Source organism: Eudoraea sp. (assembly GCF_049669105.1).
GTDB lineage: Bacteria > Bacteroidota > Bacteroidia > Flavobacteriales > Flavobacteriaceae > Eudoraea.
In genome coordinates, this window is record NZ_JBATKE010000208.1 from 14,515 (window position 1) to 39,038 (window position 24,524).

Sequence of the window (24,524 nt, forward strand, 5' to 3'; positions counted from 1 at the left end):
CTATTCTACCAGTTCTTCTATTCCGGTTTCAATATTGTGCTTTATTAAAAATTCCTCAACCACTTCTTCCAGGCTTGGTTTCCCAATAGATTGAAGGTCATAAAAAACCCGTGTGCTTGGTTTTCTAATATTTATCACCCTGTTTAAATCTATGGGCGTACCAATAACTACTGCATCGCAATCACAACTATTTATAGTCACTTCCAAATCCCTAAGCTGGTGAACACCATATCCCATAGCCGGTAATAATTTTCCAATTTTTGGATAAGTCTCAAAAGTATCCTTCAATTGCCCTACAAGGTATGGTCTGGGATCTATGATCTCAGAAGCTCCAAATTTTTCGGCTGCCAATGTACCTGCTCCAAGTTTCATGCCTCCATGAGTTAAGGTTGGCCCATCTTCTACCACCAACACCCTTTTATTTCGGATTACAGAAGGATCGGCAACACTTATTGGTGAGGCAGCATCAATTACAATTGCGTTTGGAACAACTTGAGTAATTAATCTTCGGAGTTTATCAATATTTTTTGGGCGTGCACTATCTATTTTATTTATAATAACAACATCAGACATCCTTAAAGTGACTTCTCCAGGATAATATTTTGTTCCATGGCCCACTCTGTGAGGATCTGTAACAGTAATATGCAAATCAGACACATAGAATGGAAAATCATTGTTTCCCCCATCCCATACAATGATATCACAACCATCCGGATCATTCTCAGCCGCCCTTATAATATCTTCATAATCCACTCCTGCATAAATGACATTTCCTCTGACAATATGAGGTTCGTATTCTTCCATTTCTTCAATGGTACAGTTGTATTTCTCCAGGTCTTCCAGACGCGCATAGCGCTGTACCCTCTGAGCCTCAAGATCTCCGTAAGGCATAGGGTGCCGGATGGCCACAACTTTAAGTCCATTTTCAATAAGGATCTCAATCAATCGCCTGGCAGTCTGACTCTTACCGCAACCTGTTCGGGTTGCGCCAACACTAATTAATGGTTTAGTGCTCTTAAGCGAGGTTTCTTTTCTGCCCAGTAAGACAAAATTTGCACCCGCAGTATTTACCAGGGCACTTTTATGCATTAGCTGTTCATAGGAGACATCCGAATACGAAAAAACAACATCATCAATTTTGAGATCAACAATTAATTGTGTAAGGTCTTTTTCATCATAAATTGGTATGCCGGAAGGATATAATTCTCCCGCCAGTGAAGGTGGGTATTTACGATTTAAGATATTAGGAATTTGTGCTGCAGTAAAAGCTAGAACCTCATAGCTCTCATTATCCCGGTATACGGTATTGAAATTGTGAAAATCACGGCCGGCAGCGCCCATGATAAGAATTCTTTTTTTTACCATGTTAGTTTTATTTAAATGCATTTATTCCTTCGAAGATATTCTAAGATTGATATATTCGAAATGATAAAAATCATTTGCAGTCTCAATCAATTGAAAGTTTCGGGATAATCCAGAAAAAAGATTGAATAGCAGTTTTTTTTTTGCTAAACTGTAAATCTTAAAACATAAGTATTTATGGGCTAAATAGTCTGAACCCTGACTTATTATGCTTTGGAATTAAGACTCTGTATGAACATAAAAAAGATGCCCATAATCATGGCTTCCTGGCTCTAACGAGTTGCAAACCCCTCTTCCAACTTATCTTAGCCTAAAGAAAAATACTATATTCGTGGATTGGATTTAAAAGCACCTTCTATGTTTGGAAAATTTAATTTGTTCCTGGGATTATTTCTCTTTACACTACTACTGACCACACCTGTGGTTGTACAATCGCAAGAAACTCCCTTAATAAAAGCAGTTGATTCTACCTTGGCTATTCAACCAAAGGCCATTCCTGTGATTAATATCATACAGGAAATGGAGAATATCAATAAGGAATTAAAACAGATTGAGAACAAAATAGAACCTAGTAAAAAGGTCATTGAAATTGATTCTCTTATCCCCGTTCATGCAGAACTGATAAAAGATCGGCAAAGTTATGTTCAAAATTTTATCAAAGCGAATCCCAATAGGCAAAAAGTAGATAATCAAATTAATAAATGGAACGGTTATCGGGATTATTTAAATGGGTGGGAAAGTACAATTAATGTTTATGAACAGCGAAATGCAATATTGGCTGAGGAAATATTACCCAAAGAACAAGTTTGGGAATTAACTTATCAAAATGCCATAGAGGAAAATGTACCGCCCGAACTTCTAACAAATATAAAAAGCGTATTGGACGAAGTATTGCGCGTCAGTAAAAAAATTAAAAATGAAAACTTTTATTTTCTAAGACTTGAATCCAAAATTAACAATCAGAATTTAATCATTGAAGAAGTCATTGAGGAATTGATTGCTTTAAAAAATTCGGATGTTTATAAGCTCTTTTACTTACGACATCCACCTTTGTGGAAGACCTCATTTAAAACTGAAAAGACAGATTCTGATAAAAAAGCAGGTGTAGAATCTGTTTCGGAAAATATTAGAAATATTTTCAACTTTGCTAAATCCAGTGAAAATGATATTTACCTCTTTTTTATTGTTATTGGCCTGGTAATAGCAGGGATCATATATATAAGAAAGGGATACCTTAAATATGAAATAAAAGAACCATATGATGATCTGCAAAAAGCAAAAGATCTCATTGTAAATAAAACTGTTTGGGGTATAATGTTTATTTCTTTTTTATGTGCAAGATTTTTCTTTATTAATACCCCACAACTTTTTGATGACATCCTCGTATTTTTAATCCTGGTTTGTGCAATGCCTTTGGTGCAGACCTATATGGATAAACGGTTTAAAAACATCATCTACTTTGTTATTTTTCTTTTTATTTTGGATACTGCTAAAACCTATTTTTGGTTTTCATCCCCTAATTACAGAATATACCTCCTTATTGAGGCCACGTTAGTAGCGGCAACTGTGCTTTACTTTACGTATCCCTATTTGAAAACGAGAGAATTATACCAAAAACAATTCGGTGGTTTTTTGATACGACTAACGCCTACGATCTATCTTTTGTTAATCATTTCCATTGTCTCAAATATTTTAGGATATACAAACCTTACAGATCTAACTATAAAAATATGTACCCAGAGTAGTGAACTAACCATCGTCTTTTATGCCATTTGGAAAATGATCAAAGGAATTACCTTGGGTGCTATCCATAGTAATTTTAGTAGAAGAAAGCATTTCGATCCAATTAAAAAAAGGTCTATTGAAATCAAAATATTGCAAATATTAAGGGTTAGTGTTTCTATATTTTGGGCTTTCTATTTTCTTAAAATGATAGATCTGTTAAGACCTTTTTCAGAATTTATAAATAGTATCCTTACTGAACCTTACAAAGTGGGCAGTATTACCTTTACTCTGGGAGTTATACTTACATTTATTGCTATCCTTGTGATATCGTTTCTTATTACCAGTTTCATATCATTTCTCTTAGACGGCAAAGATGTTGACTTTAAAATAATAAAACTTCCAAAAGGAATTCCCGCAGCCATATCATTGGTAATCCGATATTTTATTCTGGCTTTTGGTATTGTATTAGCTCTTTCCTCCCTTGGTATAGATTTAAGTAAATTTAATTTAATGGCTGGTGCCCTGGGTTTAGGTATCGGTTTTGGGTTACAAAACATTATATCAAATTTTATTTCGGGTATCATTTTAGTTTTTGAAAGGCCAATTTTACCTGGAGATACGGTAGAAGTCAACAATTTGCTTGGTACCGTAAATAAGATAGGGGTACGTTCTTCACGGATAAGTACATATGATGGTGCAGAAGTAGTTGTTCCAAATAATAATTTAATTTCAAATGATCTGATAAACTGGACACTTTCTGACACTATTAAACGAATTGAAATAGTAGTAGGAACTACTTATGAATCAGACCCTAACAAGATTATTAATGTTTTAACAGAGGTAGCTAATGAGCATAAAGATGTTCTGAAAACCCCTCCTGCCAGAGCTCTCTTTACAGATTTTGGTGAAAGTGCATTGAACTTTAAGGTGCTTTTTTGGGTTAATTTTGAAAATGGCTTACAAGCAAAAAGTGATATATCCGTTGCCATTTACAACAGATTTAAAGAACTCGATATAGAAATCCCTTTCCCGCAACGAGTGGTTCATTTTCCGCAGGAGCCGAAAGACAATCAGAAAGCAGATAACCCAGGAATCTTTCCCGAGAAGAATGAATCCAACTAACTTGTTTAAATACAACCTGAATGTTCCAAATAACTGAGCTGTAATTTTTAAACACAATAAGTACCCTCAGGCCATTATTCAATGGCTTTGAGAAAATTAAAATAAATATCGGTTATGAATGAATGGAACGTCACTAATATCCCAGAAATACAGCCGCAAATCGCTGCCAAATGTAAAGAAATTGGGTTCCCCATGCCTTCTGACCCATATATAGGTAGCTTGCTGAAAACGCTTATCACTTCAAAGCCCAATTCAAACCTGCTTGAACTGGGTACCGGAATCGGACTATCCTTATCCTGGATGCTAGATGGGATGGATTCTAAATCGAGATTGACAACCATAGACAACGATCAAAACCTTATAGATATTGCCAAAGGATTTTTCGGTACCGACAACAGAATAAATAGTATCTGTGCAGACGGGGAGGATTGGATCTTAAAGTATAGTGGTGACAAATTCGACTTAATATTTGCAGATGCATGGCCGGGAAAATACAGCCGAATTGACCAAACTCTGGATCTTGTAAAATCGGGTGGATTTTACATTATTGACGACATGATACTTCAGGCAAACTGGCCGGACCGGCATGAGGAAAAGGTGAAAAAGTTAATTGACTATCTCGAAAATCGCGAGGATTTTAATCTAACAAAATTAAACTGGTCAACAGGCGTAATTATTGCAACCAGGAAATATTAGATATATTTATTAATAATAAAAATGAGCAGAAAACACCTAAAAGTTATCTTACTTGTCCTATTAATCGGACTACCTCCATTTCTTTCAGCACAGGAAAAAAAACCAAAAGTTGTTGTGGTATTGAGTGGTGGTGGAGCAAAAGGAATTGCACATATCCCATTTATTCAATTATTGGATTCTTTAGGAATTGTCCCGGACCTCGTGGTGGGAACCAGTATGGGAAGTATTGTTGGAGGCCTATACGCCATGGGATATTCGGGTGATAGTATTGCCAATATAGCCCTGAATGTGAATTGGAATCAGCTCCTTAGGGAAAAGGTTGCTTTGTCTGATGTAAGCATGGAAGAAAAAAGTGAATTTAAAAGATATTTAGCACAATTCGATTTGACAAATGGCAAACCAAAGATCAACTCTTCTTTATTGGGGGATCAGAATTTAAGAGAATTTTTATCTGTCCTGACCTATCCTGTATACAGAATAAATGATTTTGATAAACTTCCCATCCCTTATAGAGCTGTTGCCACAGATATTGTTAATGGCAAAGAAGTAGTGATAAAAGAAGGCTCTTTAGCTATGGCTATGCGATCAAGCATGTCTATTCCCGGCGTTTTTAAACCTGTTCCTTATAACAACACCCTGCTTGTGGATGGAGGTATTCTGGATAACTTCCCAACAGATATTGCCAAAAAAATGGGCGCTGATATTATACTAGGAAGTGATGTTGGCGGGGGAATGGCACCTATCGAAAAGTTAGACAATATTGGCACTATTTTATTTCAAACCGGAATGTTAGCGAGTAATCTTAAAAATCCCGAGAATAGGGAGCTATGTGATATACTCATAGATCATATCCCTAATTTGAGTTATTCTACAGGGGATTTTGCAAAAAGCCAGGAAATCTATGAAGAGGGGAAAATAGCCGTAAAAAATAATATGAAGGAACTGGCAGACTTGGCAGAACAATTAAAAGACTATCCGCTAAAAAAACATGAATTACCGCAAACAAAAGATAGGACCGTTTTTGATACCATTATATATAAGGGTATCAGCAGGGCTAATCTGGACCTGGTGAAAGCGAGAACCAATATTAAACCACATGTAGCATATACAACCGAAGATGTCAAAAATGGCATAGATAGAGCCATGGGTACTGAAATTTTTAGTGAGATCAATTATAAGGCTATTGTAAATGGTGATAGTACAGGGTTTGAAATCGAAGGCCTGGAAAAATCTCGGCATCAGGCTAAAACTTCGTTGCATTATGATGACTACAGGGGTGTAGGACTGATTCTGAATTATACAGGTAGAAATATTATAGGTAAGGCTTCCAGGTTTTTGGTATCACTGGATATTGCCGAACAACCAATGTTGAGACTTCAATATCAAAAAAATTTTGGAAGCTTAAAGGACTGGTGGTGGAGATCTGAGGCTTTTGCACAACAATTAAGACAAAGATTTTATATTAATGGAGAAACCGCTGATGATTTTAGATATCGGCACTTTCTATTTGATAATCAGATAAATAAAAATTTAAATTCACTTAGGAGTTATTTAGGAATAGGGGTTAATTACAAATACAGCAAAATACAACCAAAAGTTGACCCTGAAATCAGCGAAAATGTGCTTTTGTTGAATGAATATTTTTCCAATAGTTTAGAAGTATACACTCAATATTTATATAATTCTTTAAATGATGTGTTCTTCCCCACTGAGGGCGCATTTTTTAATGTCAACATCAGGAGGTCCCTATTAAATAATGTTGATTTGTCCTATAGCGATGACAATCTTGAGGATGCAAGCGGAAAAACCAATGGGTTTACCAAGTTTAATCTGACCTACGAAAAGAGAGTGCCGTTTCAACTAAAAATTACTGGGATATTTAGCGCATCTGCAGGCTTTATTTTTGAGGATCAGCCTGGAGCTAATACTATTTCGTTTACAGATTATGGCTATTCTTCCAAATACTTCTTAGGAGGAAATATGGTCATCCCTAATAAAGAAAGTTATACTTTTTCCGGACTACATGAAGCTGAATTAAATATTAATCAATTTATGAAACTCAATATTGGTCTTCAGCTAAATCCTTTTGAAAAATTATATGTCACTCCACATTTTAACATTGCTTCTGTTGGTTTTGAAAACTTTGATGAGTATATTAAAGATGCCTTTTCTCCCGATGGTAAATGGTCAGATGCCATTGAAACAAGCACCTTAATATCTGCCGGAGCAAGATTTTCATATAATTCCATTTTAGGTCCTGTTAATTTTGATGTCTCCTGGGTAAATGATATTAACAAAGTTAGATTGACCTTTAGTGTTGGCATTCCATTTAATCGCTCCAACTAGAAAATACAAATACCTTGAACCAATAGTTAATTAAGTTATAAGGGTTCCAGACAGGTTATAGGCATTTATACTTTCATGATTTTTCTGATATGGAAGGCCTGAATTCAAATTTAATATCCTTCCAAGTTTGTATCAAAGCCATTCGTTATTTCATCAAAAAACAGTAAATTACCCTTTAAGTTCTAAAAGTTTACAGATGAAATACCTAGACCGAAGAAACTTCATAAAAAAGACAACACTATCTGCTGCAGGTCTTGCGGCAGCATCTATCTTGCCTATATCTGGTCATGCCCAAAGTAGTAGGGAAACTAACGCCATTTATATGGGTGGTTTTGCAGCACCAAAATTAGAAACCGTTAAGGTTGCGGTAATAGGAGTAGGCGCCAGAGGACCGGCTCATTTAAAATTTGCCGCCGCCCTGCCAGGGACAGAAATAGTAGCGATATGTGATCTCTATGAAGATCTTGCTACAAAATGGGCTTCCGTGGTTACCGAAATGGGCAATGGTCAAAGACATCAAAACATCGCTACTTATTTTGGGGATGAGAATGCATGGAAATTGATGCTGAAAGAAGTAAATCCAGATATGGTTTTTATTGTCACAAACTGGGCCAATCATGCCCCAATGGCCATTGAAGTAATGAACAGTGGCGCCCATGCCTTTGTGGAAGTACCCTTGGCTATCAGCATTGAAGAGCTCTGGAAGATTGTAGACACATCAGAAAAGACGAGAAAGCACTGTATGATGATGGAAAATGTCAATTATGGTCGTGACGAGTTATTATTCTTAAATATGTGCAGACAAGGAGTCATTGGCGAACTATTGCATAGCGAGGCAGCTTATATTCACGATTTAAGGACACAGATGAATGAGGTTGAACGCGGAACAGGTTCCTGGCGTACTTACCATTATGCCAAAAGAAACGGGAACCTCTACCCTACCCACGGTCTGGGTCCTGTAGCACAATATATGAATCTGGGTCGTACAGAAGATACCTTTAAAAGTTTAGTGTCATATTCCACTCCAGCAAGGGGTCGTGCTCTTTATGCAAAAGAAAATTTTCCCCAGGACCATAAATGGAATCAACTGGATTTTAAAGGAGGTGATATGAATACCTCGATAATAAAAACAAGTCTTGGAAGAACAATTATGGTGCAATGGGATGAAACCAGTCCCCGACCTTATTCCAGACTTAATTTAATACAGGGGACAAAAGGGATTTTGGCTGGTTTTCCAACCCGGGTTGCCTTAGAGGGAGGTATTGAAGGTATTACAGATAGTCATCATCAATGGGTTCAAGGAGAACAATTGGCATCTCTTTATGAAAAATATGATCACCCTTTATACAAGCGCTTGTCCTCTACTACCAGTGAAAGTGGGCATGGAGGCATGGATGGAATGATGGTCTTCCGGATTATTGAATGTCTTAGAAATGGCTTACCCCTTGATCAAAATGTTTATGAAGGATGTTTTTGGAGCGCCGTTTCACCCCTAAGCGAACGCTCCGTGAGCAGCGAAGGGGCTCCCCAGGCTTTTCCCGATTTCACCCGGGGTAATTGGAAAGAAACCGATCCCCTCGGAATTATAACATAAAAAAAAGGGACAAATTTAATGACTAGTTCAAAGGACTAGTGATAGCAGATAAAAGATTGGCCATTTTATAATGAAATCTAACATTAAAGCAATCATAAGGCAATTAAATGAGCTTCAAAAGGGAAAGCCCTGGGTTGGAGGAACTTTTGATAAAAAACTTGCAGCAATTACAGCAAAAGAGGCCTTTGAACGTCCATTACCTAATATTCATAGTGTTGCCGAATTAATAGCCCACTTAACCAGTTGGAGAAAAGATATGATTTTGAAAATCCAAACCGGCAAGGGTAGCTTGACGACAGATGGTCATGAAAATTGGCTTACTAATTCGGAATTGGAATCTATTGGCTGGGAAAAACTTAAGGAAGCATATAAAAACAGCCTTTCAGACGTAATAATGCTTCTGCAGAGCAAGGATGATCAATTCTTAGACGAGCACTATTACGATATAGATTTTAAAGGCACTTACCCCTATTCCTTTGCTATTGAAGGTATGCTGCACCACGATATTTATCATCTGGGGCAAATGGGGCTGGTCATAAAACTAATTAAAGAGAATACAGAACGGTAAAATTGCAATCTTCCAAAATGAAATAAAAGGCAAATTGCGGTCCAATGGATAACCCAAAAAGTATTAAGAAAGTAATAGAAACTCCCAGACTATACCTCCGGGAATTCCTACTTAATGATGCTGAAAATATTTGGGAACTAAATTCTGACCCTGAAGTTATAAAATACACAGGCGACCCCCCGTTTGAAACTATTGAAAAGGCCAGGGTATTTCTCAACAATTACATGGAATATAAAAAAAACGGCTTTGGCAGATGGGCTGTCATTACAAAAAGCTCCAACAACTTTATTGGATGGTGTGGACTAAAATTAAATGAACAAAATATGGTTGATATCGGGTTTCGTTTTTTTAAGAAAGAATGGAATAAAGGCTATGCCACCGAAGCTGCCAATGCCTGCCTTGAACACGGCTTTTTGAATCTTAATTTAAATGAGATAATTGGCCGGGTTGCATGGGAGAACAAAGCCTCTATAAAAGTTCTGGAAAAACTTTCCATGCAATATTGGAAAAGAGATAGTTGCAAGGGCATTGAGAACTCCTTGTATTACAAAATATCTAAAGAACAGTATCTTCAGAATATAAAAACCAGCTTTTAATATATGGATTCGGACTCTGATTACCTTAAAATAAATAAGGCATCCTGGAATAATAAGACAGATACTCATATGGAATCTGAATTCTATAATATGAAAGGATTCCTCGATGGTGAGACATCACTTAAAAATATAGAATTGAATCTCCTTGGGGATATAAATGGCCTGAGGATTTTGCATTTGCAATGTCATTTCGGACAGGATACGCTTTCATTGGGGAGGCTTGGTGCAGAGGTTACCGGGGTTGATCTTTCTGACAAAGCAATAGACAGAGCCAGAGAATTAGCTTTGAAAACAAATATAGACGCAAACTTTATTTGTTGTGATATTTATGATCTCCCTAAACATTTAAATAAGGAATTTGATATTATCTATACAACTTATGGTACTATTGGTTGGCTTCCCGACTTAAATAAATGGGGTAAAATTATTTCCGGGTTTTTAAAACCAGGAGGCAGGTTTATATTCGTAGAATTTCATCCTGTGGTCTGGATGTTTGATGATGAATTTAGTAAGATAGCATACAATTATTTTAATTCCGGTCCAATAATGGAAACTGAAACAGGAACGTATGCCAAAAGAGATGCTAGTCTAACACTGAAATACATCATGTGGAATCATAGTATAGGAGAAGTAATTACAAGCCTGACGCAAAATGGGATTGAAGTCACATCCTTTGAAGAATATGACTATTCCCCGTACAATTGTTTTAAATTCACCATTGAATCTGAACCAGGAAAGTTCAGGATTAAGCATCTTGGGAATAAACTTCCTATGGTGTACAGCATAGAAGGCAGAAAAAAGAAATCAGTTTCTATCAGTTAAACCATTATCATTCATGAGAAAATTCCTTTATTTAATTATGATCGCGGTCACAATATCCTGTACCAATAATTCGAAGCCAGATTTATCTGACCGAAGTGGCAGATATATAGGCCTGTTCAAAAAAGGTAGTTTTGAAGATTCAATAGTATTTGAGATGGAACGAGATTCTTCAAGCTGGAAAGTCTTTTTTTCAAGCCTGGAACAAAACGCGAATCGAATTCCATTTAGGGAGCTAGAAGCAAAAGACGATTCGATTAACTTTAAACTTCAAAGTGATTTTCATACCTATTCGTTTAAAAATTTATGGACGAATAATAATTCTGAGCTCCGGGGCTCACTTACCGTGGATACTATGAAAGTCCCATATACCCTCTATAAAACTTTATCTGTAATAAAAGGTGCTCCCGTAAGTGAGGACATAAGCTTTGAAACTAATGATCTGATGTTGAACGGTACTATATATTATCCCGCTAAAGACAATAAAAAAGGCTTAGTTATTGTCACTTCCTCTGGCAATTCAGACAGGAGTGCTTCCAGAGCGGAAGCTCAGCTTTTTGCCAAACGAGGTTATACCACATTTATTTATGATAAACGGGGAACAGGAATTTCCGAAGGCAATTGGTCACAGGCCAGCATAGAAGAACTTGCGTCAGATGATATTAATGCTATTAAGTGGTTTAGTGAAAAGACAACCATCCCTATTAAAAACATTGGTATTAAAGGCAGCAGTCAGGGTGCTAGCAAGATCCCATATATTTTGAATGAATTAAAAGATTTGAAATATGGGATTGCCGTGAGTTGTCCCGGTTCTACCTTATTGGAAAGTGATCTTAATTATTGGAAGAACAGAAACAAAGAAACACTGGGTGAGAATATTGAAGAGGCATACAAATTTGAGCGAAAGGTTTTTGAAACTATTGCAGGTGAAATTTCCAAAGAAACCCTTCAGAAAGAGATTAACGCAGCTAAATCTCAAGAGTGGTTTGATAAAGTATGGGTTCCCAACCTTAATGAAATAGAAATAGATAAAAAATTGAAATATACCCCTCTCCCCTATTTTGAAATTATTAAACAACCGGTACTTATTGTACAGGGTGGTTTGGATGAAATTATACCGCCCAATAGTTACGAAATCATTACAGAAGCCCTTGAGAAAGGCCAAAACAAAGCATATGAAATAATACTATTAGAAGGTGCTTCACACTCCATGTATGATGTTGGGCAGATTGATTTTCCCTATTGGTCTAAATTACATCCAAGATATATAGGCCTTTTGGAGAATTGGATAAATAATCTTCCAGAAGCCAACTAGGTATGCTTCAGCACTATTCTGCATTCGTTGAAAGGTTTCAAAAAATTCTGCTCCTAAATTTCTTATAACCAAAATCCACCTTATATTTAACGACTGTACAGTATACCAAAGTGCCTTCCGGCTAACGTTGAAAATATAAAATAATCTATTATACCATTCATATGAGAATACGACATAAAAGTTTCCGGTTACTAACCCTTTTGCTAACTATAGGATTTTTCCAAATTAATGCTCAAAATACTATTGATACCAGGTTGATGAATAGCCCGGCAATTAGCAAAAATAAAATCGCTTTTATTTATGCCGAAGATCTCTGGATTGCTGATAAAAATGGTTCTAACTCCAGACGCCTTACCATTGATGAAGGAGTAGAATCTAATCCAGTCTTTTCCCCGGACGGTTCATCAATTGCTTTCAGTGCAGAGTACGATGGAAATACAGATGTATTTATTGTTCCTGCAAATGGCGGAGTTCCAAAAAGATTAACATGGCATCCCGGCTGGGATCAGGTAAGGGATTTTACTCCTGATGGCAAAAGTGTTCTTTTTATTTCCGGTAGATCTACTTACACCAACAGACATGCCAAGCTTTATACCATAGCAATAGAGGGCGGACAGGCTATAGAATTACCTATTCCTACTGCTTTTAGCGCATCCTATTCAGAAGACGGAAAATACATTGCTTATACCCCTTTATATGAAGTTTTTAACCAATGGAAAAATTACAGGGGAGGCACGCAATCGCGAATTTGGATATACAATACTGAGACCTATGAAGTTACGGAGGTCCCAAAACCTGCATCTGGAAGTAATGATACCAATCCTCAATGGATAGGAAATAAAGTGTTTTTCAGAAGTGACCGCAATGGCGAATTTAATTTATATGCCTATGAATTGGATTCTAAAGTTGTCACCCAACATACAAATTATGACGATTTCCCTGTTCTAAGCCTTAATACAAATAACAATGAATTAATTTACGAGCAAGCTGGATATGTGCACTTATTTGATTCCAATTCTCTGGCCAGCACAAAAATCACCATTCCAATTGCCACTGATTTGCTGGAACTAAGACCTCGTTATGTTTCCGGAGACAGTTATATCCGCAGTGCTGGTATTTCACCTTCCGGTGCCAGGGCAATATTTGATTTCAGAGGGGAAGTTGTTACTGTACCTGCTGAAAAAGGTGATGTAAATAACATTAGTCAAACTCCGGGGATTCATGAAAAATACCCACAATGGTCCCCTGACGGTAAACAAATAGCTTATTTTTCTGACGCTTCGGGTGAATATAGCCTGCATCTTAAAACATTGGAAAATGGGACTATAAAAAAGCTTCCCATTTCCGGTTCTGGTTTTTACGCCTATTTACATTGGTCTCCGGATAATAAGAAATTATGCTTCGTGGACAATGGACGTAATTTATTTATGGCTGATACATCCAGTGGGAAAATCACAAAAATTGGAACAGACAAGTTATACATTCCAGGGGTTTTCAGAGAACTTTTTGGATCCTGGTCCCATGATTCAAAATGGGTGTCATACACCATCATTACAGAAACAAATTTTGAAAGGGCCTACGTATATTCTGTAGATCAGAATAAATCCTTTGAACTTTCCGATGGCCTTTCAAACGTAAGTGAGCCAGTCTTTGATCCAAGTGGAAAATATATCTATATGCTTGCCTCTACAGATGCCGGTCCGGTTGTGAATTGGTTTGATCAGTCTAACCAGGATATGGAAATGACGAATTCCATCTATTTGGTAACGTTGCAGAAAGAACTTATTTCTCCTTTGGCTAAAGAAAATGATGAAGAAGATGATGAGGACGATGAAAAATCTAAAGAAGATTCCGCAGACAAAGATGACAAGAAGGAAAATAAAACGGTTGCTCCATTGAGAATTGATTGGGGGCAAATTTCTAATCGAATTATTGACCTGCCTATTTCACCAGGAATGTATTCAGGTTTAAGTTGTTCCGAAGAAGGAAAATTGTTTTATCTATCACGCAAGCCGCATAGCAGTTACAGCGATCCTCAGTCCCTTAGAATGTATGATTTAAAAAAACGGGAAGACGAGGAAATTATGGAGGCAAATTGGTATTCTATTGCAGCTTCCGGTAAAAAAATGTTATACCTGAAAGAGAAAATATGGGGAATCACAGAGGTAGGTAAAAAACCAGAAAACGGAGTAATAAATACAGGTGCCATCCAGGTTAAAATAGATCCCCGACAAGAATGGTCCAATATATTTGATGAAGCCTGGCGTGTGAACAGGGATTATTTTTATGACCCTGGAATGCACGGGGCAGATTGGAATGCCATGAAAGAAAAATATAAAAGTTTTCTACCGGATGTAACTTGCAGAAGTGATCTCTACAGAGTTATGCAATGGATGTGCAGTGAATTGGCAGTAGGACATCATAGGTTTGGCAGTCGGGGTGATCAAATGAATAACCCTGATAAAGTAGGTGGAGGACTGCTTGGAGCAGATTATGAAGTCGTTAACAACAGGTATCGCTTTTCGAAGATTTATGGAGGTCTTAACTGGACACCGGAGCTTCGTTCACCATTGACCGAACCTGGGGTGAACATTGTGGTCGGGGAATATTTAATAGCTGTAAATGGTAATGAGGTTACAGCAGATCAAAATCTCTATAGTTTCTTTGAAAATACTGAAAATAAAATAGTAGAGCTTACTGTTTCAGCCTCAGCAGATGGGTCTGGTTCTCGAAAAGTGAAGGTAGTGCCTTTAGAAAGTGAAAGTTCCCTTAGAAACAGGGATTGGGTTGAAGAAAATATTAAAAAAGTAGACAAGGCTACAAACGGGCAGGTAGCATATGTGTATGTCCCGAATACAGCAGGGGCCGGACATGAATATTTTAAACGCTACTTCTTCCCACAGGCTAATAAAAAGGCAATAATTGTTGATGAACGCCATAATGGCGGAGGACAATTGGCAGATTACTATATAGATATTCTCAAGAAACCATATCAGGCTTCCTGGAATTTCAGATATGGTAACAACCTCAAAGCTCCAAGTGCTTCAATACAAGGCCCTAAGGTTATGATTACTGATGAAACAGCAGGCTCCGGTGGAGATTATCTTCCCTGGATGTTTAGAAAATTTAAACTGGGAACTATAATTGGAAAAACTACATGGGGCGGGCTTGTAGGTGTCTTAGGCTATCCTGAATTTATAGATGGTGGATCAGTTACTGCTCCAAATGTCGCCTTTTGGAATGAAGATGGTTACCGGGTGGAGAATGAAGGCGTTGCCCCGGATATTATGGTTGAACAATGGCCGAAAGAAGTTATTTCAGGGGGCGACCCTCAATTGGAAAAAGCCATTGAAGTTATATTGGAGCAGCTCAAGAGTAACCCCCCTGTAATTCCAAAGCAACCGGAATATCCTGTTCGGGCTAGAAAATCTAATTGATAAATCTATAAATGTGCGATGTACTTAAGTGACCATCGCACATTTTTTTTGACTCAGATTTATTGTTCAGCATTTAACTGCTATATTTAGAAGATCTATCAGCTAAGTGTTAACCAAAGACTACTGATTGGCAAATAATATGATTTCAGCGCTTGGAAAAATTTTCACAGATCTTTTTATTAAGTACATGCCAAGTGCTTATGTTTTTGCTTTAGTCTTAACATTATTTACGGGTTGCCTGGCACTCATTTGGACTGATGCTTCATTAATCAACGTTCTGGGTGGATGGTATGATGGCTTTTGGTCCTTATTAGCCTTTGGAATGCAAATTATTTTGGTAATTGTAACTGCCCATAGCATAGCCCAATCAGCTCCCGTTGAAAAAGGGATAAATTGGATAGCCCGTTTTATAAAAACCCCGGGGCAGGTCTATTTATTTGTTCTTATTTCTGGTGCGTTGATAGCCTTGATCAGTTTTGGAATGATCGTGATTGTGGCCATTTTAGCCAGGGAATTGGCGGTAAGAGTAAAGGGTTTAAACTATCCTTTTCTAATCGCCTGTGTTTATTTTAGTTTGGGAAGCTGGGTTTCCGGTGCTTCCAGTTCAATTGCCCTATTACTAAATACCGAAAATAATTTTTTAATGGAAGCTGGAATTCTTTCAGAATTGATACCTACTTCTTATACTTTGGGATCATCTCTGAACATTTTAATGATACTGCTCTTTGTTGTGGGAGGTCCACTACTATTTTATGTTTTAATTCCTAAAAACAACAACCAAAAGCAATTATCCGATCTCCTGGTTCTCGATAATCTGCCAAAAGAACCTTCTGTAAAAATGGAAGCACAATCTTTCAAACTCCCTTTTCGTGCCGTCTCAGATATACTTAATAACAGTGCCCTTTTACAAATGACAATTGCAGCTTTTGGTTTCATTTATATAGGCCATCACTTTTATCTGAATGGATTTGATCTGAATTTTAATATTATCATATTTACGTTTCTTATCCTGGGCCTGTTTCTGCATAAAACCCCACTGCGTTATAGTATCTCCATGAAACGTTCCAGTAGAAATATTTCAGGTATACTCTTTCAGTATCCATTTTATGCCGGTATTATGGGAATAATGCTTTCAACCGGTCTGGGTGAAAAAATTGGTGAACTTCAGGTATCAATTGCGACCTTAACTAATTATCCTTTTTTGGCTTATGTTTCAGGGGGTCTGGTGAATTTTGCCATCCCATCGGCAGGTGGTGAATTTGCTGTAATAGGACCTGGTATTATTAATGTAGTTAAAGAACTTGGGGCAGGGTTGAGTGAATCAGAAGTTACCGCCATGATTGCAAGAGCGTCAATGGGCATTGCCTATGGAGAAAGCCTGAGTAATGCACTGCAGCCTTTCTATTTACTTATAATTTTTCCTGTAATGGCTAGCGGGACCAAATTGCAGGCAAGAGATATTATGGGGTATTTTGTAATTCCATTTATTTTGTTCTTTATCATTCAGTCGGCACTACTTATATGGATGCCACTATAAAATTGAAGTCCAAAAGACCATGTTGTCTTTAATAATTGTGGCGATTTCAAAAATTATCCTAAATCCAATATCATTAAATTATTGAACAAAATTTCTTAAATTTAATTCTTCTCCATGATATAAAAATTAAGCTATGTGTTACGATATCAAGGCAAGTCTGGAAGCTCAGTTAAAACGGGCCAGGCATTATGGGAACGAGCAAGCCATTGAGGAGATCATTGAAAAACTGGTGCCCTTATCAGACCTGCCGCTTTATCATGTGTCAGGCTTTAATCACCCAAAATTATTTATGTATCCAGATCGTTCTCCATATGAACCAACTCTTGCAACCTGGGGCCTGGTACCGTTTTGGGTAAAAGATAAGACACAATTAAAAAAATTGTGGAACAATACACTCAACGCAAGAGGAGAAACCATTTTTGAGAAGCCCTCTTTTCGAAATTCAGCCAAAAATAAACGATGTATTATTTATGTAGACGGCTTTTATGAACATCATCATTATGCCGGCAAAACCTATCCATTTTATGTGAGCAGGAAGGATAATGAACCTTTGCCCCTGGCAGGGCTCTGGAGCGAATGGATGGATACAGAAACTGGGGAATTGATCAATACATTCTCTATTGTTACTACGGTGGGCAATTCTATGATGTCCAAGATTCATAATAATCCAAAAGCAGCAGGACCCCGTATGCCTTTAATTTTACCAGATGAACTGGCAGACAAATGGCTTGTGCATATAGAGGACAATTTGGATAAAAAAACGATTCAGGATCTGATTCAATCATATCCTGAAGATGAACTTAAAGCTCACACAGTAAGCCGGTTAAGGGGAAAAGAATATCCGGGTAATGTTGAGGATATCACTAAAGAAGTAGCTTATGCCGAACTGGAATTTTAAAGTAATAGGAATTGTTTTAATAGCGCTTGTTTATGGTTGCAATGGCTCAAATAAAGAATCCTCGAAAGTTACCATCGCTGCTGCTGCAAATATGCAATATGCTTTAGGGCCCATTATAGAAAAATTCACAGAAAAGACCGGTATAAATTGTGAATTGATCATGGGTTCTTCGGGTAAGCATACCGCTCAAATTATGGAAGGTGCCCCCTTTGATGTTTTTGTCTCGGCTGACATGAAATATCCTTCGGACCTCTATAACAATGGTTTTACCACCGCGCCACCTGAGATCTATGCCTATGGAAAACTAGTACTCTGGACCATGGTTGACGGCCTGCCGGTATCGATAAAATCATTGAATGATTCTGCTATTAACCATATTGCCCTGGCAAATCCGAAAACAGCACCCTATGGGCTAGCAGCTCTGGAAGTACTAAAAAAGCACGGGCTTTTAGATAGTCTTGAAAATAAATTGGTATATGGGGAAAGTGTTGGCCAAACCAATCAATTTATTTATTCTAAATCAGCTGAAATCGGATTTACAGCCCAATCTGTGGTCCTTTCACCAGAAATGAAAGGGAAGGGTAATTGGGCTTTAATAAATAATTCTGACTATACCCCAATTTCGCAGGGTGCAGTGGTCATAAAACAATCCAAAAGAAATAATTTGCAGGCCGATAAATTTTATAAATTTCTTTTCTCCAATGAGGCCAAGATTATATTAAAAGATTTCGGATATTCGGTAGATGAATAGTTTAGAAGGTCATATAAAGGAAGTGCAAGTAAACGGCAGTTTGTCGCTGGTTACTGTCGAACTTTCTGATCAAATACTGTTTAAGGCCATCATCATAGAAACTCCGGAAACGGCTTCGTATTTAACAGCCGGTCATTTGGTTAAGGTTTTATTTAAAGAAACAGAAGTTATTATTGGTAAGGACGTAAAGCATTTAATAAGCATTCAAAACCAACTTAGAGGTGTAATTAAGCATATTGAACGGGGTTTACTATTAAGTAATATCCTGATCAGTACACCAGCGGGAGACATAAGTTCCATCATTACTACTAATGCCGTAGATGAGCTTAGTTTAGAAGAAGAATTAACTGTAAGTGCTATGGTTAAAACGAATGAAATTATGCTATCTGAATGATGAATTGGGATCCACTCTTTATTACCTTAAAACTAGCTGTTGTTACAACAGCAATATTATTGGTTATTTCAATACCAATGGCATACTGGTTGGTAAATACAAAATCCCGGTCTAAACCTTTTATTGAAACTCTTATTAGCATGCCTTTGGTATTACCCCCAACGGTACTGGGATTTTATTTCCTTGTTGCTTTCAGTCCGGGAAACGCATTTGGAAATTGGATAAATGAATGGCTTGGCCTTAAACTGGTATTCTCATTTGGTGGTCTTGTTCTAGCCTCTATAATCTATAGCTTGCCTTTTATGGTTCACCCCATTCAATCGGGACTTAGCATCCTGCCACATTCCCTCACAGAAGCTTCTCAGGTAATGGGAAAATCAAAATGGACCACATTATTCAAAGTCCTCTTGCCGAATTGTAAAACTTCTTTATTAACTGGTATTGTGCTGGCATTTGCACATACCGTAGGTGAATTTGGGGTTGTTTTGATGATAGGAGGTAGTATTCCTGGCAAAACCAAAGTCGCTTCCATTGCCATTTATGATGAAGTAGAAGCGATGAATTACGGTGCGGCTAATTTCTATGCTACGGTATTATTTATTATTACCTTTTGCATCCTGCTAATGGTCTATTTGATTAATGGGGGATACCTAAAGCGCTTTTGGAAATGATTAAAATTGATATTCATAAAAAGTTAAGCGCCTTTGACGGTACAATGAACCTTGATATTCAATGCAAAATTGAGAAAGGAGAATTCGTAACACTATATGGTGAATCAGGTGCAGGCAAAACCTCTACCTTAAGAATCCTTGCCGGATTATTAAAGCCAGATAAGGGTGAAATAACACTGGATAACACAAGTTGGGTTGATACTAAAAATAAAATCTTTTTAGCTCCCCAAAATAGGAATATCGGATATGTATTTCAGGATTATGCATTATTTCCAAATATGACTGTACTACAAAATCTGGAGTTCGCCTCTAACAAGGGACAGGATAAAATGGTAATTACAGATCTGATAGAAATGATGGAACTTGGTGATCTGCAAAATAGAAAACCACAAACGCTTTCAGGAGGTCAACAACAAAGGGTGGCCCTGGCAAGAGCTCTTGTTAGTAAACCCGATATTCTCTTGTTGGATGAGCCGCTTGCCGCCCTTGATTATAAAATTCGTTTGAAGCTCCAGGATTATATTACAAGAATTCACAATGAATATGGCCTGACCACTTTATTGGTGAGTCATGATATAGGTGAAATCATGAAACTGTCTGATAGGGTTTTTGTGCTTGAAAACGGTAAAATTTCCAGAAAAGGGATTCCAAACGAGATCTTTGCTAACAAAAAAATCAGTGGTAAGTTTAAATTTATAGGGGAAGTATTGAAGATAGAGCCCCAGGATGTTGTCATTGTTGTATCGGTTCTTATTCAAAACAATGTGGTTAAAGTAATTGCTGATAAATCTGAAGTACAAGCTCTGAATATTGGTGATAAAGTAATGGTTGCTTCTAAAGCGTTCAATCCAATTCTCTATAAAATTGAATAATATGAACTCTGATAGTAAACCGGCACTACTTCTTATCGATATTCAGAAAGGTTTAGATGATATTGACTATTACGGTGGTCACAGAAATAATCTAATGGCCGAAGCCAATGCAAAAAGAATCCTGGACTTCTGGAGAAATCAAAAGCTTCCCATTTTTCATGTTAAACATAACTCAACCAATCCCAATTCCCCACTGGCCAAAGGCCAGCCGGGGAACGAATTCAAGGATATTGTAAAGCCATTGGCAAATGAAACTATCATAGAAAAACAGGTGAATAGTGCTTTTATAGGCACAGATTTAAAACAACAATTGGATAAACTGGAAATCAAAAAAGTAGTGATAGTTGGACTTACTACAGATCATTGTGTATCGAGTAGTACAAGAATGGCAGGAAATTTGGGATACGATGCTTATTTAGTGGCAGACGGGACGGCGACATTTGATAAAGTAAGTGTCGATGGAGTAAAATTCACAGCCGAGATGATCCATGAAGTAGAATTGGCAAGTTTGCATAATGAATTTGCCACGGTAATTGGAACCGATGATTTATTGAAAATAATCTAAAAAGTATTTCAGATTTAGTAGCTTTCAGTTTCCTTGGTTTTAAGCCTTATCAAACCATCGGATACCAATTCTAAACATTAGTTCATAACTTATGATAAAAGTGCCGTAAACTTTGTAAAAAGTAATACGAAATTTCTAAAACAATCGTTAGTACAACATATGAAAATAAGAATAGTACTGCTGACACTTTTCCTGGGTTCAGGAATGGTATTTGCCCAGGATTGGCAGACCGACTTTGAGAGAGCCAAAGAAATGTCTAAAGATGGAAATAAACCGATAATTTTAGTTTTTCAAGGCTCAGATTGGTGCGCACCTTGCATAAAACTCGACCAGCAGATATGGAGCTCTGAAGAATTCAAAAATTATTCTTCAGATCATTTTGTTATGTTGCTGGCAGATTTCCCGCGTAAAAAACAAAATATGCTCCCAGCCGAACAGCAGAAAAAAAATGAGCAACTGGCGGAAATTTATAATAGCAAGGGTTACTTTCCCTTGGTTGTTGTCCTGGATAAAGATGGCAAGATTTTGGGACAAACTGGTTATAAGAAAATATCCGTTAAAGAATATATCAGTCTTTTAGAATCTTTTTCCGGGTAAATGGTGAAACAAATTGGCACCCTTTTTATTATTCTTTTAATTGCTGTTCCCATATCGGCACAGCAGTCTTTTCATCGAAGCCTTAAATTAATGGGCAGTGGCTTTCAAATTACTGTGGTCGTAAAAGATTCAACGGAGGCCAATAGAGTTATAGACCTTGCCATTAATGAAATTTCAAGAATTGAAAAACTTATTTCTTCCTGGGATCCTAATTCGGAGACTTCTTTAATCAATAAAAATGCGGGAATAAAGCCGGTTAAAGTTAGTGTAGAATTATACGACTTAATTGAAAGGGCTATTGGTCTTTCAGGTTTAACCGATGGCGCTTTTGATATAAGTTATGCGTCTATGGACAAAATCTGGAAATTTGACGGTAGTATGAAGGAAATGCCCTCAAAAGAGGAAATAAAGTCATCCGTTGCTAAAGTGGGATTCCAGAAAATAATTCTGGATTCCAGGAATAAATCGGTTTTCCTTAAAGACAAAGGAATGAAAATTGGATTCGGAGCTATAGGGAAGGGATATGCAGCAGACCAGGCGAAAGCCTTATTACTCAAAAACAACGTACAGGCAGGTATTATTAATGCTTCAGGAGACATGAATACATGGGGCAGACAACCTAACGGCAATGAATGGACCGTTGCTATTACAAATCCACTAAATAAAACCAAGGCAGCCGCCGTTTTGCCAATTTCCAATGGTGCGGTAGTAACCTCGGGTAATTATGAAAAATTTGTGCAATTTAACGGGATACGATACGCGCATATTATCGACCCGCGTACAGGTTATCCCGCAACCGGTATTTTGAGTGTAACTGTATTTGCTCCAAAAGCAGAATTGGCAGATGCCCTTGCAACATCTGTATTTGTCATGGGTATTGAAACGGGAATAAACAGAATAAATCAATTACCGAAAGTTGAGTGCGTAATTATCGACAAAGAAGGGAAAGTATTTACTTCCGATAATATAGAAATAGACAGGATATGATTAAAAAAATTGTTTTAGTAGCATGTATCCCAATAGCTTTGAGTAGCTGCGTTGCAGTAAAGGGATATGAAAAAGTAAATATTAATGATCCTGATATGGAGCTATCCGAAAAGTTATGCGACAGAAATATTACAATTTTTCATTCCTATCGCGAAGCAGCAGTTGGTGCAAATGGAGGTAAAACAGGTGGAGGTTGTGGATGCAATTAATTTGGGGATGAGCGTAATTCAGTGACATCCTTTTATAGAAAAACTATGCCCATATATAAATTCATTCTTCCGGTTTTCCTCTTCATGTTCTTTGGTATTTGCCATGCTCAGAATCAGCAAGAAAATGCCGGGGATTACAAAAAAAGGGTTTTGGAAACTACTGAAATAGACATTTTATCTAGTTACTACTCCCAGGATGGTAATAATGCTGCGGTGACAGGAGGCCTTGGAACGGAAGAATTAACAGATTTTACCGGAACTTTGGTAATATCAATCCCAATTAGTGATGACGACGTTATAACAGTGGATGCGGGTATTTCGGCATATACCTCTGCCTCTTCCAGTAATATTAATCCTTTTGACAAAGGTTTTGCAGATCCCTTTGTCGCTGCCTCTGGCGCTTCACAGAGTGATACCTGGGTTAATCTTACAGGGAATTACAGCCATAGTTCGGATGACAGAAATTCTATCTGGAGCGGAAAACTTTCATTTTCAACGGAGTATGATTACACTTCACTCGGTTTTGGAGGTAGTTATACCCGGTTGTTTAATGAGAAAAATACAGAACTTGGATTTAGTGCAAATGTATTTCTTGATAAATGGAAAGCTATATACCCCTATGAACTTCGTCCTTTTGCCCCGGGTGGCAGGGGATTGAATGATTTTTTATTTTTAGAAAATACCATTACAGGAAACCCTGATTACAACCCGTCTTTTGCTGTTTTAACGGATGAGAATCGAAATTCCTATTCTTTTGGCGTTGGTTTGTCGCAAATTCTTTCCAAAAACATACAGGGAGCTTTTTTAGCCGATTTTGTCCTGCAGCAAGGTTTGCTTTCCACACCTTTTCAACGGGTCTATTTTAGTGATGTCGCAGATTCTTTTATTGATAATTTTCATCTGGCTGATGATATTGAACGCTTGCCGGATTCCAGGTTCAAAGTTGCACTGGGAGGCCGACTCAACTTTTTTATCAATGAATATCTGGTAGTGCGCTCATTTTATAGATATTATTTTGATGATTGGGGGATAAATTCCAATACACTAAGTATTGAAGTTGCTGTAAAAATAGCAGAAAAGTTCACTTTATATCCATCTTATCGCTTTTACAACCAAAAGGCGGCGGATTATTTTGCCCCTTATAACGAACATCTTTCCACCTCGCAATTCTATACTTCAGATTATGACTTGTCTGAATACAATGCGAATCAATTTGGTTTTGGTATTAATTATACCAATATTATCATGAAACAACACAAATTGAAAGTAGGTTTGAAGAGTATTGATTTAAGGTATAATTATTACAAAAGAAATACCGGTTTAAGTGCTGGTATTATTACCGCCGGTTTTAAATTTGTCGTTGATTAAAATATCTGCCAATATTTACGAATGTCCTTTACCAGGACAACCAAATATATATGAAACAAAAAAACGAGCTTTAAGCTCGTTTTTAAATTCGTATA

At 37.2% G+C, this 24,524-nt stretch carries 21 protein-coding genes; 20 read left to right on the forward strand and 1 reads right to left on the reverse strand.

From position 1 onward, the window contains the following. Entirely contained in the window at positions 1 to 1,365 is a 1,365-nt protein-coding gene (locus WBM60_RS16010) for a cyclic 2,3-diphosphoglycerate synthase (protein WP_424262718.1), read from the reverse strand. Positions 1,366 to 1,719: 354 nt separating this feature from the next. Between WBM60_RS16010 and WBM60_RS16015 the strand changes: the two genes are divergently transcribed. The 20 genes from WBM60_RS16015 (at position 1,720) to WBM60_RS16110 (ending at position 24,429) form a co-directional block, all read left to right on the forward strand. Beyond that, positions 1,720 to 4,209 carry a mechanosensitive ion channel domain-containing protein gene (locus WBM60_RS16015; protein ID WP_424283323.1) on the forward strand — a complete coding sequence of 830 codons (2,490 nt, stop codon included), beginning with the start codon at positions 1,720 to 1,722 and terminating at the stop codon, positions 4,207 to 4,209. Positions 4,210 to 4,323: 114 nt separating this feature from the next. After that, a complete protein-coding gene (locus tag WBM60_RS16020) occupies positions 4,324 to 4,905 on the forward strand; it encodes an O-methyltransferase (protein ID WP_424262722.1) in 582 nt (193 codons plus the stop codon). Between the two features lie 21 nt (positions 4,906 to 4,926). Continuing rightward, positions 4,927 to 7,251, forward strand: a complete 2,325-nt coding sequence (locus WBM60_RS16025) for a patatin-like phospholipase family protein (protein WP_424262724.1) — start codon at positions 4,927 to 4,929, stop codon at positions 7,249 to 7,251. 196 nt (positions 7,252 to 7,447) lie between these two features. Beyond that, complete coding sequence (locus WBM60_RS16030; protein ID WP_424262726.1) at positions 7,448 to 8,845, forward strand: Gfo/Idh/MocA family protein; 1,398 nt, start codon at positions 7,448 to 7,450, stop codon at positions 8,843 to 8,845. 70 nt (positions 8,846 to 8,915) lie between these two features. Continuing rightward, positions 8,916 to 9,413 (forward strand): DinB family protein, encoded by a 498-nt coding sequence (locus WBM60_RS16035; RefSeq protein ID WP_424262728.1) that lies wholly within the window; start codon positions 8,916 to 8,918, stop codon positions 9,411 to 9,413. 44 nt (positions 9,414 to 9,457) lie between these two features. Next, a complete protein-coding gene (locus WBM60_RS16040; protein WP_424279489.1) occupies positions 9,458 to 10,009 on the forward strand; it encodes a GNAT family N-acetyltransferase in 552 nt (183 codons plus the stop codon). Between the two features lie 3 nt (positions 10,010 to 10,012). After that, positions 10,013 to 10,831, forward strand: a complete 819-nt coding sequence (locus tag WBM60_RS16045; protein ID WP_424262732.1) for a class I SAM-dependent methyltransferase — start codon at positions 10,013 to 10,015, stop codon at positions 10,829 to 10,831. A 13-nt stretch (positions 10,832 to 10,844) separates the two neighbouring features. Beyond that, complete coding sequence (locus WBM60_RS16050) at positions 10,845 to 12,143, forward strand: alpha/beta hydrolase family protein (protein WP_424283324.1); 1,299 nt, start codon at positions 10,845 to 10,847, stop codon at positions 12,141 to 12,143. A 161-nt stretch (positions 12,144 to 12,304) separates the two neighbouring features. Beyond that, entirely contained in the window at positions 12,305 to 15,580 is a 3,276-nt protein-coding gene (locus WBM60_RS16055; protein WP_424283325.1) for a S41 family peptidase, read from the forward strand. Between the two features lie 139 nt (positions 15,581 to 15,719). Beyond that, on the forward strand, positions 15,720 to 17,117 hold the full coding sequence (locus tag WBM60_RS16060; protein WP_424276777.1) for a short-chain fatty acid transporter: 1,398 nt from the start codon (positions 15,720 to 15,722) through the stop codon (positions 17,115 to 17,117). A gap of 133 nt (positions 17,118 to 17,250) precedes the next feature. Beyond that, positions 17,251 to 18,015, forward strand: a complete 765-nt coding sequence (locus WBM60_RS16065) for an SOS response-associated peptidase (RefSeq protein ID WP_424283326.1) — start codon at positions 17,251 to 17,253, stop codon at positions 18,013 to 18,015. Continuing rightward, positions 17,996 to 18,766: a molybdate ABC transporter substrate-binding protein gene (gene modA, locus WBM60_RS16070; RefSeq protein WP_424260956.1), complete on the forward strand. Its 771-nt coding sequence runs from the start codon at positions 17,996 to 17,998 to the stop codon at positions 18,764 to 18,766. Before WBM60_RS16065 ends, modA begins: the two co-directional genes overlap by 20 nt. Next, positions 18,759 to 19,160 (forward strand): TOBE domain-containing protein, encoded by a 402-nt coding sequence (locus WBM60_RS16075; RefSeq protein ID WP_424260954.1) that lies wholly within the window; start codon positions 18,759 to 18,761, stop codon positions 19,158 to 19,160. Before modA ends, WBM60_RS16075 begins: the two co-directional genes overlap by 8 nt. Then, complete coding sequence (gene modB / locus WBM60_RS16080) at positions 19,160 to 19,831, forward strand: molybdate ABC transporter permease subunit (RefSeq protein ID WP_424260962.1); 672 nt, start codon at positions 19,160 to 19,162, stop codon at positions 19,829 to 19,831. Before WBM60_RS16075 ends, modB begins: the two co-directional genes overlap by 1 nt. Then, positions 19,828 to 20,703 carry an ABC transporter ATP-binding protein gene (locus WBM60_RS16085; RefSeq protein ID WP_424276775.1) on the forward strand — a complete coding sequence of 292 codons (876 nt, stop codon included), beginning with the start codon at positions 19,828 to 19,830 and terminating at the stop codon, positions 20,701 to 20,703. The genes modB and WBM60_RS16085 overlap by 4 nt, the downstream gene beginning before the upstream one ends. Before the next feature lies 1 nt (position 20,704). Then, positions 20,705 to 21,268 carry a cysteine hydrolase family protein gene (locus WBM60_RS16090; protein ID WP_424262157.1) on the forward strand — a complete coding sequence of 188 codons (564 nt, stop codon included), beginning with the start codon at positions 20,705 to 20,707 and terminating at the stop codon, positions 21,266 to 21,268. 159 nt (positions 21,269 to 21,427) lie between these two features. Next, positions 21,428 to 21,865 (forward strand): thioredoxin family protein, encoded by a 438-nt coding sequence (locus tag WBM60_RS16095; protein WP_424262155.1) that lies wholly within the window; start codon positions 21,428 to 21,430, stop codon positions 21,863 to 21,865. After that, positions 21,866 to 22,852, forward strand: coding sequence for an FAD:protein FMN transferase (locus WBM60_RS16100; RefSeq protein ID WP_424262153.1), 987 nt, complete (start codon positions 21,866 to 21,868; stop codon positions 22,850 to 22,852). Beyond that, on the forward strand, positions 22,849 to 23,061 hold the full coding sequence (locus tag WBM60_RS16105; protein WP_424262151.1) for a DUF4266 domain-containing protein: 213 nt from the start codon (positions 22,849 to 22,851) through the stop codon (positions 23,059 to 23,061). The genes WBM60_RS16100 and WBM60_RS16105 overlap by 4 nt, the downstream gene beginning before the upstream one ends. A gap of 45 nt (positions 23,062 to 23,106) precedes the next feature. Beyond that, on the forward strand, positions 23,107 to 24,429 hold the full coding sequence (locus WBM60_RS16110; protein WP_424262149.1) for a DUF3570 domain-containing protein: 1,323 nt from the start codon (positions 23,107 to 23,109) through the stop codon (positions 24,427 to 24,429). Positions 24,430 to 24,524 lie beyond the last annotated feature (95 nt).